Source organism: Chryseobacterium cucumeris, from assembly GCF_016775705.1.
Classification (GTDB): domain Bacteria; phylum Bacteroidota; class Bacteroidia; order Flavobacteriales; family Weeksellaceae; genus Chryseobacterium; species Chryseobacterium cupriresistens.
Genome location: NZ_CP068760.1, coordinates 2,571,734 through 2,585,502 on the forward strand (window position 1 = coordinate 2,571,734; position 13,769 = coordinate 2,585,502).

A 13,769-nucleotide genomic window follows, 5' to 3' on the forward strand; every position below is an offset into this window, starting at 1 on the left:
TTCAGAGGCTGAACTTTTTGTCCTTACAATCAGGCTTTTGTAAGTCTGCAGCTACATAATAATTATCTCTGATAAAACTGATTATCAATAAGATATTTTTTATTTTCACTTTAAGATTAATTTAACCATAATAAAACCGGAAAAATTTTCTTTTTTGATTACATTTGAAAAAATAAAAAAATAAATATTATGTCAACGACAATCACTTTAAAAGGAAACGAAGTACACACAATAGGAGCATTACCATCAGTAGGAACCACTGTAAAAGACTTTGCATTGGTAGATTCAGGATTAAATGTAAAAACACTTCAAAATTTTGACGGAAAGAAAAAAGTATTCAATATTTTCCCAAGCATTGATACCCCTACCTGTGCCGCTTCTTCCAGAAAATTCAATGAGGAAGCTTCAAAGCTTGATAATACGGTGATCATCAATGTTTCTAAAGACCTTCCATTTGCATTAGGAAGATTCTGCGCGGTAGAAGGATTGAATAATGTAGAAACACTTTCAGACTTCAGAAGCAGCTTTGGGGACGATTATGAAGTGACCATCGCAGATTCTCCTATGAAAGGATTACTGAGCCGTGCCGTGATCGTTACTGACGAAAACAATAAAGTAGTATATACTGAGCAGGTTCCGGAAATTGCTAATGAACCTAATTACGATGCCGCTCTTGCAGCATTGAAATAATAAAATAATTTTTGTAGAAAAGCCTTGTGAATATGATTTTGCAAGGCTTTTTTAATTAAAAAATTTGAACATGGTAAAAAGAATCGTAGTCAATATTAAAACGAATACTATTTCCAAAGCCAGCCGGTTTTATCAGGATATTCTGGGACTGGAGGTTTTGATGGATCATGGCTGGATTAAAACATTGGGTAATGAGGAAGAAGCCAAAGCTCAGATCAGCTTTGCTGAACAGGGTGGAAACGATACAGAAGTTCCAGATCTTTCCATTGAAGTGGATAATGTGGATGAAATCTATGATAAAATGAAAAAGGCAGGCTTTGAAATCACTTATGAACTTACCCATGAAGAATGGGGAGTACGAAGATTTTTCGTTATAGATCCATTTGATAAGCTGATTAATATACTGTCTCACCAATAAAAACGGTTTTATGGATCCGTATGTTTTACCGTAATTAAACATTATTAATGATCCGGATCATTAAATAATAAGATGAATAAAACTTACCTTTACAGTTTGATAATAGAATGAAACGATCAGGAACAGCAGATTTACCTCTTCACTATGGCAAAGTACCGCCATGGCTGTATGAACGCATGTCTGTTCTGGGGCTTTCCATTATTGAAGTCATTCTCATGGATTACGGTAAAGACGAGGTCTTACGCCGTCTGGCAGATCCATTCTGGTTCCAGAGCTTTGGAGCGGTGATGGGAATGGACTGGCATTCTTCAGGGATTACCACTTCCGTTATGGGAGCTTTAAAACGTTCTGTTAACCCAAATTCTCAGTCGCTGGGGCTTTATATCTGTGGCGGAAAAGGGAAGTTTTCCCGCGAAACTCCATCAGAGCTCATTAAAATTGCAGATAAAACCGGACTGAACGGAACAGAACTGGTAAGAGCCAGCAAGCTTTCTGCAAAAGTAGATAATACGGCCATCCAGGATGGTTACCAGCTGTATTTACACAATTTCATTCTTTCAGACAATGGAAACTGGAGCGTCATTCAGCAGGGAATGCATGAATCTGACGGAACAGCAAGACGTTATCACTGGCACTCGGAAAACGTTACCTCTTTTGTAGAACAGCCGCACACAGGAATCAATGGGATTTCAAGAGGAAGAATTCTTAACCTTACCGATACTGAAGCTTCAGAGAACAGGAAAGGAATTCTGGATATTTCCCACACCGATTCTGCGGAAGTGATGAAAGATTTTGCAAGACTGATTCTTCCTGCCCACCATGATGTTCAGGCTTCTGATGTTGATTTGAAAAGACTGGGAGCACTTTTATATGTTACCAGAGAACAGCAGCCACAGAATTTTGAAGATCTGCTGATGCTGGAAGGAGTAGGGCCAAGAACCATGCAGTCTTTGGCTCTGGTCAGTGAAGTGATTCACGGAGCGCCGTCAAGATTTGCAGACCCGGCAAGGTTTTCCTTTGCTCATGGCGGTAAAGACGGACACCCTTTCCCGGTGCCGATCAATACGTATGATGAAAGTATCAGCATCCTGAGAAAAGGGATTGAAAAATCCAAACTTGGAAATTCTGATAAGCTGAATTCTTTAAATAAACTTCATCAGATCATAGCAAAAGCAGAAAAAGATTTCACTCCGGATTTTGATATTCAGCAGGTGATTGAAGAAGAAAGGCAGAATTCCTGGCGTTTTGGTGGGAAAACGATATTCGGCGATGCCCAGAAACCCACTGCTCCAAAATCAATACAGCTTTCCCTGTTTTAAAAAAAATATTTCCTGTAAAAAGCTTACAATGACTGTATCGGGAGATAGTCATTCCCATCCTCCGGAGGGGTGGCGAAAATTCAAAGAATTTTTGACGGGGTGGTCAGAGATAGTATGTTTCAAATAACTGTTTAAAAACAAAAAGATTTGAAATGTATTTAATTTCAATAGGGTATGTGCTTTTTATGAAAATATTCAATGCTTTGTTTAATACTTTTTGCTCTGAATTCAATTAAAAATTTTACTTTTAAAGACTTAAAAAATTGACACCAAATGACCAATAAAGCTTTAGAAACCTGCTATGATTTCCCCTTTTTTTTCCCTGAAGAGCTTGCTGAAATATTCCAGGCTCATGAAAAAACATCTTTCCAGAAAGGTGATTTCATTCTTGAGGAAGGAAAAACAGCCAATGAATATTATATTCTTGAAAGCGGATTGGCGCGTTCCTATGTGAATGATTTCAACGGAAATGAAGTAACAACCCACTTTTTTGTAGAAAATGAAGTCATTATTGAGGTTTTGTCAATGTTTCAGCGGGTTCCGTCTCAGGAAAATATTGTTTGTATTACCGACTGCGAGTGCTGGAGGCTGGATTATGATACCTTCCAGGAGTTGTTCCATAAAATCCCAAACCTCAGGGAATGGGGAAGATCATGGATGTCTCAGGAGCTTTTTGCCTACAAACAAAGATCTGTAGAAATGTTTACCCTTTCTGCCACCAGAAGATACCTTAATCTGCTGGAGCAAAAATCTAAAGTCATACAATTTGCCCCCTTGAAACAAATAGCGTCCTATCTGGGAGTTACAGATACTTCCCTGAGCCGTATCCGTAAGGAAATCGTTTCTCATCCCAAGAAAAATTAAATCTTGCCCTATGACAAGTAGATTTTCATTGCACCTCGGTAATTTTGGATTACAATTTAACACTAAAATTACAAAAAATGAAAGTCAATCAAATTTATGTCAACCTTCCGGTAAAAGATGTACAGAAAACCAAAGAATTCTGGACTAAGGTAGGTTTTTCTATCAATGAACAATTCTCTGATGATAAAGCAACCTGCGTTGTTTTGAATGATACTATCTATGTGATGTTTCTCCAGGAAGATTATTTTATGACCTTCACCAATAAACCTGTTGCCAAAGAAAATACCAGTCAGGTTCTTGTAGCTGTAGGTTTGAACAGCCGTGAAGAAGTAGATAAAATAGTAAACACTGCTGTAGAGAACGGCGCACGGCAGCATGAAGAACCTCAGGATTACGGATGGATGTATCAGAACTCCTTCTGGGACCCGGATGGGCATGGCTGGAATATTACTTTTGCAGATATGTCTCAAATGCCTGCTGAATAAATTAATCCAAATAAAAAATAAATCTTGCCCTATGGCAAGCACATTCTTACCAAATCCTGATAATTTTGGATAACAATCACCACTAAAATTTACAAAATGAATATTACAGATATTTACGTCAATTTACCTGTAAAAGACGTTCAAAAAACCAGAGAATTCTGGACGAAGCTTGGCTTTTCTATCAATGAACAGTTTTCAGATGATAAGGCCATATGTGTAGTCATGAAAGAAAATCATATCTACACCATGTTTCTCAAAGAAGAGTTCTTTCAAACCTTTACCAACAGACCTTTTGCTAAAGGAGATACAACACAGGTACTTCTGGCCATCGGGGTAAACAGCCGGGAAGAAGTAGACGGTATGGTAAAAACAGCGATCGAAAACGGAGGTTCAAAATACAGTGAGCCTGTAGATTACGGATGGATGTATCAAAGCAGTTTTGCTGATATCAACGGCCATCAGTGGGAAGTAATGCATGGTGATGCCTCTCAGATCCCTGCAGAATAATCATAACACCACAAAATGTATCATATGGAAACACAATCAAACGATATAGAAATCATAAAAAATCAGGTAACCAGTAATTATTTTGTGATTACGATGAATATCGATGGTATTACCCACGAAGAATCTATGATTTTTCCCAATGGTGAAGCCAATTGTATGAACTGGATCCTTGGACATTTAATTTACATCAGAAATCCCTTACTGAATATTTTAGGAGAAGAATCTGTCTGGGATAGTGAAAAATTTTCTTTCTATAACAGGGGTGAAATTGCTTTAGATCATCAAGATAAATTGATTAGTTTTGAAGATTTAAAATCCTATCTTAAACAATCCCCAGGATAAGCTGGAAGCAAAGCTCAGCACGCTTGATAGTTTTAAACCTGAAATGATTAAAGATATATCAACCCTAAGCCTTCATGAAATCTATCACAGTGGGCAGCTGGGTTATCTCCGCAGAATTTTAGGAAAACCGGGTGCTATAAAATAGCATGCTATTTTTAGACTCCTTACTTCGCTCGGAATGACAGGTGCATCGCTGAAATATGAGTATTACCTTTTCAGATGAGTATAATTTTATCGCAGATAAAATCCTTGCGACTTAAAAAAGCATAGTTTGTAAAACTCCTAGCGCCTTTATGTTTCTCCAACCTACTAACCTCTAATTTCTAACTTCTAATCTCTGATTAAAAATGAACACACCAAAATCAAAAAAAATGGAGCTCGTTATTCCGGCTTACAGAATGCATTCCCAAAGCTTTATGAACGTTTTGGACGGCATTTCGGAAGAAGACGCCTTGAAAAGAATTGAAAATAAAACCAATCATATCGTATGGATGGCAGGAAACTTTGTCAACATGCGCTACGGATTAGGTTCAGTACTTGGACTTCAGGGAGAAGACCCGTACAATGATTTGTTTTTCCAGGGGAAAGCACTGGATGAAAATTTTAAATATCCAACCCTTGCTGAACTGAAAGAAAACTTTCATACAATTTCAGCTAAAGTCTTTCAAAAACTTCATGAAGTAACCGATGAAGAGCTGGATGAAATATTTGAAATAGGAATGAACATCCCTTTCATTAAAGAAACAAAACTCAATTTTGTCGGAATGTGCATCGGCCGTGAAGACTATCTCTGCGGACAGATAGGTCTCATGCGCAGAATTTTGGATTATCCGGGAATGAAATATGATGTGGACGAAAATCTTAAATATTAATAATGAATCCAGTAGAAAAAGGCTATAAAAAAGTCAACGGAATCCAATTATATTACGAGATCTACGGATCAGGAAAACCTGTGGTTTTAATCCATGGCGGTGGCTCTTCAATGCTTTATGATTTTAAAGAAGTCATTGCAAGGCTGGAAGGCAAGTTCCAGCTGATAGGAATCGATTTACAAAACCATGGCAGAAGTGAACACCGCGATATTCCTGAAACATTTGAACAGGATGCAGACGATGTTGCAGGACTTTTGGCAGAACTTAACATTGAAAAAGCTTCATTCTGGGGATTCAGTAATGGAGGAAGTACCGTAATGCAGATTGGGCATCGTCATCCAGGAATTGTTGAGAAATTAGTGATTGCCTCTGCTTTTTATAAAAGAAGCGGAATGATAGACGGCTTTTTTGAAGGAATGCAGGAAGCAACTTTTGAATCAATGCCTGAACCTTTTAAAATTAATTTCTTAAGCCTCAATCCTGATTTCTCAAAGCTTGAAAACCTTTTTGAGAAAGATTGTACAAGGATGCAGACTTTTCAGGACTGGAATGATGAAGTGCTGAGGTCAATCAAATCACCTGCATTATTTATCAGCGGCGATCAGGATGTGATGAAGCCGGAACATACTGCCGAAATGTGGCGGTTGGTGAAAGGCTCCCGGTTATTGATACTTCCCGCAACTCATGGTATTTATATGATGCCGGACTTTGATGGAAGTATTGATGCCAACTTAATAGACTTTACCGTCAGGGAAGTAGAAAAATTTTTAAACCATTAAGCGTTTTTTTATTCATAGTAAATTAATTAATCCTTAATGGATCAACAGTAGAAACAATATTTTATAATAATAACTTTAAAATTAAAAATCATGGCTAAATTAAATCCATACCTAAATTTTGATGGAACAGCTGAAGAAGCGTTCAATTTTTACAAAAGTGTTTTCGGTGGTGAATTCGTTGGTGGAATTCATAAAATGGGAAATGCTCCCGGAACAGAAAACCTTTCGGAAGAAGAAAAAAACAGAGTAATGCACATCGCTCTGCCTGTAGGTGGGGACCTGTTAATGGCCTCCGATATTGTACCGGCATTCGGGCAGACTCTTACCGTAGGAAATAATAATTATGTGTCTATTTTCCCTGATTCAAAAAGCGAAGCAGACAGGATTTTTAAAGAACTTTCTGATGGCGGAAACGTGGAAATGCCTATTGAAGATCAGTTCTGGGGAGACTACTTCGGATGTTTTCAGGATAAGTATGGTGTTCATTGGATGGTGAACTATAATGAAGAATCTGCAAAATAATCTTATATTTAACTAATGATAATAAAGAGATGCTCATTTTTGGGCAGCTCTTTATTTAAACTTTTAAAAATATAGAACTATGGATCCAATTAAAATAGACATCACAATTTTAGCACCGGTGGAGAAGGTTTGGAATTATTTCAATGAACCCAAGCACATTACGAAATGGAATTTCGCCCATGAAACCTGGCACTGTCCTAGTTCTGAAAATAACCTTGTAGTAGGAGGCAAATTCAAAAACAGAATGGAAGCAAAAGACAAAAGCTTCGGATTCGATTTTGAAGGCGTATATGATGAGATTATTCCTCATGAGATCATTAGGTATCACCTTGAGGACGGACGAAAAGTGGAAGTTGTATTTGATAAGATAGATGAGAATACAACGAAAGTGATTGAAATTTTCGATCCGGAAAAACAAAATTCTGTGGAAATGCAGCGGGATGGCTGGTATGCTATTCTCAACAACTTCCACAAATATGTTGAGAATCATTAACAATATTTTTTTGTAGCCATGATCAATCTAGTTATCATGTCAAAGAGTTTAAACTCTATGTATGCTTTTAATTATGACTCTGCAGAGCAATTCCTTCACGGAGTTATTGCAATACCGGCAAGAAAAGCCTTAGAAAAGGAAAAAATAAATTCTTTGGAAAAACTTTCAGATTATTCCGAAAAAGAAATCATGCAGCTGCATGGTTTCGGTAAAAATGCGATGATGAAACTGAAGAATTACATGAAAGAAAATCAGGTCTGCTTTAAAGAAGCATAATATATATACAACTGAAAAATTTTGCAGTGTCATTGCAGTAAAACGGATTGGTATCGTTTAAAAGCAAAGGCATAAGATCTGTTTTTGCTGTATAGAAAGTTAAAAATACATCACCCTTTTTAAAAATTAAAATTATGAATAACGATATTTTCCCATGTCTCTGGTATGATGGAGACGCCAAGCAGTCAGCCGAATTTTATTGTAAGGTTTTCGGAGGTGAAATCACTGCAGATACTCCTGTTGTCATGAATATTGATTTGTTTGGACAGAGAATTATGCTTCTGAATGGAGGCCCTCAATTCAAAAAAAATGCTTCCATCTCTTTTATGGTAATCTGTGAAACAGAAGATGAAGTTCAAAAATACTGGGATCAGTTACTGGATGGCGGAATAGCTTTGATGGAACTGGGATCTTACTCATGGAGCCCGAAATACGGATGGGTTCAGGATAAATATGGCGTAACATGGCAGTTGTTTCTGGGAGAAAAAGCAAGCGATCAGAAAATAATTCCTACCTTGATGTTTATCCATCAGAATAACGGAAAAGCCAAAGAAGCAATGGAACTTTACACGAAAACTTTTCCCAATTCAAGCATCGGAAATATATTGACCTACGGAGCAGGGAGCGAAGGACATAACATTCCGGAACCGGCAGAAAATGTTCAGCATGCTCATTTTACAATCGATAATTACAGCGTATTCTGTATGGATAATTCCTATGATCACCAGTTTGACTTCAATGAAGGAATATCATTAGTGGTAATGACAGATGACCAGGAACAAACCGACAAATATTGGAATACACTCACTGCTGGCGGTGGCAGAGAAAGTATGTGCGGCTGGCTGAAAGATAAATACGGATTAAGCTGGCAGATTGTTCCTAAGAGACTCATCCAGCTGATGAATGATTCTAACCAGGAAAAAGCCTATAAAGTTGTTCAGGCGATGATGAAAATGCAGAAAATTATTATTCAGGATCTGGAAGACGCTTATAATTCTTAAATATTTTCGGCGTATTGTTTGATGTGATTTAGAAAAAAGATTTGCATATGAAAACACAGAACAAATCAGACTCTAAGTCAAAAGTCCCTAAAGACGGGGTGTTTCCGGAAATTATCAGGAACGATTATCAGGGAAGCCGGAAGCTGCAGGGTAAAAAAGCTGTTATTTCCGGAGGAGACAGCGGCATAGGACAGGCGGTGGCCGTTCATTTTGCCAGAGAAGGAGCAGATGTCGCCATTATCTATAAAGAAAGTGACGATGATGCTAACGAAACCAAAAGACTGGTGGAAAAAGAAGGGCAGAAGTGTCTTCTGATCAAAGGAGATCTTACCCGGAAAGCATTCAGAACCAAATGCGCAGACAAGATTAAAACAGAGTGGAAGAATATTGATATTCTTGTTAATAATGCAGGAATTCATACTTCAAAAAGCAGTCTGGAAAAAATCTCTGATGAACAGATTCAGGAAACGTTTGATACCAATATTATTTCCATGATTTCATTCACCAGAAATTTTCTTCCTATGATACCAAAAGGAGGACGAATCATTTGTACAACCTCTGTTACAGCGTACCGCGGAAGTGACCACTTAATAGATTATGCGGCAACAAAAGGTGCTGTTTTGTCTTTTATCCGGTCTCTTGCCGATAATCTTGCCGAAAAAGAAATTCTGGTAAACGGAATTGCACCAGGACCTATATGGACTCCATTGGTGAAAGAAGCTTTTGATGACCTTTCCACCTTTGGAAAAGACACTTTGCTGAAACGTGCGGGACAACCTTCTGAAGTAGCACCAGCTTATGTTTTTCTTGCCTCAAAGGATGCAAGTTATATTGCAGGAGAAATTATTCATATCAATGGAGGTGATTTTGTCGGAGGATAGAATGAGAAGCTAGAAGTGGTCACAATAACACTCTTACTCTCTGACTCTCAAACTCACCCACCAACGCAGTCACCTGCAACCTATTATCCATCACCTAATCCCTTAAAAAATATATGGAAAAATTATCATATGAAATAGAAATCAATGCCGAACCTGAAAAAGTCTGGAGTGTTCTTTGGGGTGATATTACCTACAGACAATGGACAACAGCATTTACAGAAGGTTCTTTTTATGAAGGAACGCTTGAAGAAAATAATATTGTCAAATTTCTTGATCCGAAAAACAACGGAATGTACAGCAGGGTGGAAAAAATGATCCCCAACGAGGAAATAAAATTTTTGCACCTTGGAGAAATTTATGAAGGCATTGAAGTTCCTCAGGACTGGGGTGAAGCTACAGAGGCTTACTTTCTTGAGGAGAACGAAGAAGGCACTTTACTGAAAACAGAAATTCAGACACCGGCAGAATTTAAAGAATTTTTTGAAGAGAAGTTTCCAAAAGCGATATCACTCGTTAAGCATCTTTCAGAAAATCAGCTGTAAATAATTGAGTTAGAATTAAAGAAAAATCTGCGAGCTCTGAGATTGCTTCGCTTTGCTCGCAATGACCACCCTAAAAAAATAAAAAATGGAAACCTTATCATACGAAACAGTAATAGATGCACCTAAGCAGAAAGTATGGGACATCCTCTGGAATCCTGAAACATATAGTGAATGGACCAAGTATTTCGGAGCAGGATCCGTCATGAAATCCGACTGGAAAGTCGGAGGAAAAACCTATTTCCTTAATGCACAGGGAGAAGGAATGGTCTCAACCATAGACAGCATGGACGAGCCCAATCATATTGTGTTCAAACATCTGGGAATGGTAGATAAAGAGGGGCATGAAGATACCCAAAGCAGAGAAGTCATGGAATGGAACGGGAGTTTTGAAAAATACTTTCTGATAGACTTTGACGGAAAAACGAAACTTCATGCCGAAGTTCAGGTAGAAAAACAGTGGCAGGATCATATGAATACAGGCTTTACAAAAGGATTAATGGTTGTGAAAAGTCTTGCGGAAGGAGTGAGCCTTGGTTCAGTGTAAAGAAATTCAACGTTTAAAGTTTAATGTTTAAGGTTTAGAGTTGGTTTCTTACCCTGAATACTAATATCTGCTACCTGCCACCTAATATCTACCACCTATAAATGAAATTACTCGTAATACTTTTCGCAACATTTATTCTGGCTTTGCTGGGGACTTTTTTGTTTCAGGGGAAGCCGGATTTTATATTTTCAGGAAACCTTGGAATGGCTGTTTTCATCCTATTTACAGGTTTTTCCCACTTTAAATTTCAAAAAGGAATGGCGATGATGATCCCTGATTTCATCCCTGCCAGGATGTTTTGGGTATATTGTACAGGAGTTCTGGAGATTGCAGCGGGAATCGGGCTTATGATTCCGGCCATCCGTGAGATAACAGCAATTTTACTCATTATTTTTTACGTATTGGTTTTTATAGCCAATATCAATTCTTCCAGAAAAAAGATTAATATTTTTAAAGCCGATTATACAGGGCCGGGAATGAAGTATCTTTATATCCAAAGGATTCCCATGCAGATTATTTTAATAGTCTGGACCTGGTATTTCGGAATTTATTTACACTAAAAAAGACAGTCTGTAAAGGCTGTCTTTTTTATATAATCGGGATTTTTTTTAACTAAATGAGATAAAAATGTAACATTTTATAGGTGTAACGAGTCTTATTGTAGAAAAGCATGAGTTTTTATTACTCTAAAAATGAAATGCCTATATAACTTTAACCTTTAAAACAGAAGTTATGAATCTAAATCACAACATTTTCGGTACAGCCCTTATTGTACTATCCACCATTATGACCAACGCACAGAGTTCTACTGCCAAACTGCCGGGAGATCCTACTTTACCATCTTCCAGGGCTAATCTTGAAAAACTTATTTCCTACGACAAAGGAGATTTTAAATACAAAGTTGAAGATTATTTTGCAAGACCAAAAGCTTCAGCCTTTAAAATTTCTCCGGACGGGAAATATCTTTCCTATAAAGAAAAAGATCAGGAGAAAAAAAATCATGTTTATGTAAAAGATCTTGGCACCGGAAAAATTACCAAAGCTATTGTAGAAAAAGATGATCTGATAAGAAACTATGGCTGGCTGAACAAAAAACGCCTTTTCTATACACAAGATAGAGGCGGAAATGAAAATATCCACCTGTATGCTACCGATACAGACGGAGGAAATCAAAAGGATTTAACACCATTTGACGGAGTAAAAGTGCAGGCCATTATTCCTATAAAAGATACTGATTTCGTTGTGGTTACCATGAATAAAAACAACAAGCAGATCTTTGAGCCTTTTAAAATCAATTTCATTACCGGGGAAATGACCCAGCTGTATGAAAATAAAGATGTCAACAGCCCTATTGACGATTATCTTTTTGATAAAGACGGAAATCTGAGAGGTTATAGCGTCCTTGAAAACGGATTAACCACAAAAACCTATTATAAAGATCTGCAGACCGGAAAATTCAATCTGATCAAATCTGCAGACTGGTCTGATACCTTCAGTATTATAGAGTTTAATGAAAATTCTAAAAATAAAGATGAAGCGTATGTAGTAACCAATCTGGATAGCGATAAAGCGAGAATCGTCCTGTATGATCTGAAGAAGAATGCGGTGATTAAAGAAATTTATTCCAATCCTGTATATGATGTAAGCTCAATAAGCACAGCGGGTAAAAACAGAAACTATGAGCTTGACTATATCAGCTATGAAGGAACCAAAGGAGAAACAGTTCCGGTAAGTAAATTTTATAAAGAAATACATGACAAATTAAAATCTCAGTTTGGAGACAAGGAATTTGGAATTGTTTCTTCTGATGATAATAATGATAAACTTCTGGTTGTTGTAGGAAGTGATAAGCTCTATGGGACTTATTATGAATACGACACCAAAACCAAGCAGACCAAGCTTCTGTACAACCTGATGCCACAGTTGAAGGAAGAAGACATGGCTGAAATGAGGCCTATCGAATTTAAAAGCAGAGACGGGTTGACAATCCATGGATATATTACCCTACCTAAAGCTGCATTGGAAGGTAAAAAAGTTCCTTTGATCGTAAATCCTCATGGCGGCCCTCAGGGAATCAGGGACAGTTGGGGATTCAATCCGGAAACACAGCTGTTTGCAAGCCGTGGATATGCTACGCTTCAGGTGAACTTCAGGATTTCCGGAGGATATGGAAAATCATTCCAGAAAGCAGGTTACAAGCAGATCGGAAGAAAAGCGATGGATGATGTGGAAGATGGTGTAAAATATGCCATTGAACAGGGATGGGTAGATAAAGATAAGGTTGCTATTTACGGAGGAAGCCACGGTGGATATGCAACATTGATGGGATTGATCAAAACTCCGGATTTATATGCTTGTGGAGTGGATTATGTAGGGGTATCCAACATCTTTACTTTTTTTGATTCTTTCCCGGAATACTGGAAACCATACAAAGAAATGGTAAAACAGATCTGGTATGATCTTGATAACCCTGAAGAAGCTAAAATTGCTAAAGAGGTATCTCCTGTGTTTCAGATTGATAAGATTAAGAAACCTTTATTCGTAGTACAGGGAGCTAATGACCCAAGGGTTAACATCAATGAATCTGATCAGATTGTAAAAGCAATGCGTGCCAAAGGTTTTGAAGTTCCTTATCTTGTAAAATACGATGAAGGACACGGATTTGGAAAAGAGCCGAACAGAATAGAACTTTATAAATCGATGTTGGGATTCTTTGCTGAAAATTTTAATAAGTAAACTATAATTTTATAATGTTTGGAACGGAAGGCTTGGTCTTCCGTTTCTTTTTACCATAAAGTCATTGCGAGCAAAGCGAAGCAATCTTATTAAAACCAGAAGTAGTAGAGTTGGAAAACGCAAAGACGCTAAAAATTTTCACAACAATCTGTATATTTTTAAGGCGCAAGGATTTTATCTCCGATAAAATTGAAGACTGCCTATTTTAGTTTTTTAGCTGATTATGTTGACTAAATAGATTTGAGAAGTCCCATGATTAGAAAATAATAAGACAGATCGCTTGCTGAAAATCTCTGATTTTCTTGCGCCTTACAATTATACATTATAACGATAAAAACTTTGTGCCCTTGCGTTTTCCAACAAAAATATTATTTTACAATTTTATCATTATCATTCATCAATTACCAATTATCACTCACCAACTTAGCCCCGATAGCAGCGGTTACCCCGGAACACGAGTGGGAGAGTCGTAGGGTAGGGTGTGGGATGGTCTGGCGT

Annotated in this window: 18 protein-coding genes; all 18 read left to right on the top strand. The window is 37.5% G+C overall.

Features of this window, described 5'->3' with window-relative positions:
• Positions 1-189: 189 nt before the first annotated feature.
• The 18 genes from tpx (at position 190) to JNG87_RS11665 (ending at position 13,271) form a co-directional block, all read left to right on the top strand.
• Complete coding sequence (gene tpx, locus JNG87_RS11580) at positions 190-690, top strand: thiol peroxidase (RefSeq protein WP_202838584.1); 501 nt, start codon at positions 190-192, stop codon at positions 688-690.
• A gap of 70 nt (positions 691-760) precedes the next feature.
• A complete protein-coding gene (locus JNG87_RS11585; RefSeq protein WP_202838585.1) occupies positions 761-1,108 on the top strand; it encodes a VOC family protein in 348 nt (115 codons plus the stop codon).
• Positions 1,109-1,215: 107 nt separating this feature from the next.
• Positions 1,216-2,427 (top strand): DUF763 domain-containing protein, encoded by a 1,212-nt coding sequence (locus JNG87_RS11590; protein WP_202838586.1) that lies wholly within the window; start codon positions 1,216-1,218, stop codon positions 2,425-2,427.
• Between the two features lie 273 nt (positions 2,428-2,700).
• Positions 2,701-3,291 (top strand): Crp/Fnr family transcriptional regulator, encoded by a 591-nt coding sequence (locus JNG87_RS11595; RefSeq protein ID WP_202838587.1) that lies wholly within the window; start codon positions 2,701-2,703, stop codon positions 3,289-3,291.
• 77 nt (positions 3,292-3,368) lie between these two features.
• Entirely contained in the window at positions 3,369-3,776 is a 408-nt protein-coding gene (locus JNG87_RS11600) for a VOC family protein (protein WP_202838588.1), read from the top strand.
• Between the two features lie 96 nt (positions 3,777-3,872).
• The gene (locus JNG87_RS11605) at positions 3,873-4,283 is read left to right on the top strand and encodes a VOC family protein (RefSeq protein ID WP_202838589.1); all 411 of its coding nucleotides are present in this window, start codon (positions 3,873-3,875) and stop codon (positions 4,281-4,283) included.
• 24 nt (positions 4,284-4,307) lie between these two features.
• A complete protein-coding gene (locus JNG87_RS11610; protein WP_238349571.1) occupies positions 4,308-4,625 on the top strand; it encodes a hypothetical protein in 318 nt (105 codons plus the stop codon).
• Positions 4,626-4,996: 371 nt separating this feature from the next.
• Positions 4,997-5,497, top strand: a complete 501-nt coding sequence (locus tag JNG87_RS11615; protein ID WP_238349572.1) for a DinB family protein — start codon at positions 4,997-4,999, stop codon at positions 5,495-5,497.
• 2 nt (positions 5,498-5,499) lie between these two features.
• Positions 5,500-6,276, top strand: coding sequence for an alpha/beta fold hydrolase (locus JNG87_RS11620; RefSeq protein WP_202838591.1), 777 nt, complete (start codon positions 5,500-5,502; stop codon positions 6,274-6,276).
• Positions 6,277-6,366: 90 nt separating this feature from the next.
• The gene (locus JNG87_RS11625; RefSeq protein ID WP_062675266.1) at positions 6,367-6,798 is read left to right on the top strand and encodes a VOC family protein; all 432 of its coding nucleotides are present in this window, start codon (positions 6,367-6,369) and stop codon (positions 6,796-6,798) included.
• 79 nt (positions 6,799-6,877) lie between these two features.
• Complete coding sequence (locus JNG87_RS11630) at positions 6,878-7,291, top strand: SRPBCC family protein (RefSeq protein WP_062675265.1); 414 nt, start codon at positions 6,878-6,880, stop codon at positions 7,289-7,291.
• 36 nt (positions 7,292-7,327) lie between these two features.
• Positions 7,328-7,567, top strand: coding sequence for a hypothetical protein (locus JNG87_RS11635; protein WP_228432187.1), 240 nt, complete (start codon positions 7,328-7,330; stop codon positions 7,565-7,567).
• A 134-nt stretch (positions 7,568-7,701) separates the two neighbouring features.
• Positions 7,702-8,568 carry a VOC family protein gene (locus tag JNG87_RS11640; protein WP_137906014.1) on the top strand — a complete coding sequence of 289 codons (867 nt, stop codon included), beginning with the start codon at positions 7,702-7,704 and terminating at the stop codon, positions 8,566-8,568.
• A gap of 47 nt (positions 8,569-8,615) precedes the next feature.
• Complete coding sequence (locus tag JNG87_RS11645) at positions 8,616-9,449, top strand: SDR family oxidoreductase (protein WP_202838592.1); 834 nt, start codon at positions 8,616-8,618, stop codon at positions 9,447-9,449.
• Between the two features lie 113 nt (positions 9,450-9,562).
• Positions 9,563-9,991 (top strand): SRPBCC domain-containing protein, encoded by a 429-nt coding sequence (locus tag JNG87_RS11650; RefSeq protein WP_202838593.1) that lies wholly within the window; start codon positions 9,563-9,565, stop codon positions 9,989-9,991.
• 85 nt (positions 9,992-10,076) lie between these two features.
• Positions 10,077-10,535 (top strand): SRPBCC family protein, encoded by a 459-nt coding sequence (locus JNG87_RS11655; protein WP_202838594.1) that lies wholly within the window; start codon positions 10,077-10,079, stop codon positions 10,533-10,535.
• Positions 10,536-10,636: 101 nt separating this feature from the next.
• Entirely contained in the window at positions 10,637-11,095 is a 459-nt protein-coding gene (locus tag JNG87_RS11660; protein ID WP_202838595.1) for a DoxX family protein, read from the top strand.
• A gap of 172 nt (positions 11,096-11,267) precedes the next feature.
• A complete protein-coding gene (locus tag JNG87_RS11665; protein WP_202838596.1) occupies positions 11,268-13,271 on the top strand; it encodes an alpha/beta hydrolase family protein in 2,004 nt (667 codons plus the stop codon).
• Positions 13,272-13,769: the final 498 nt, after the last annotated feature.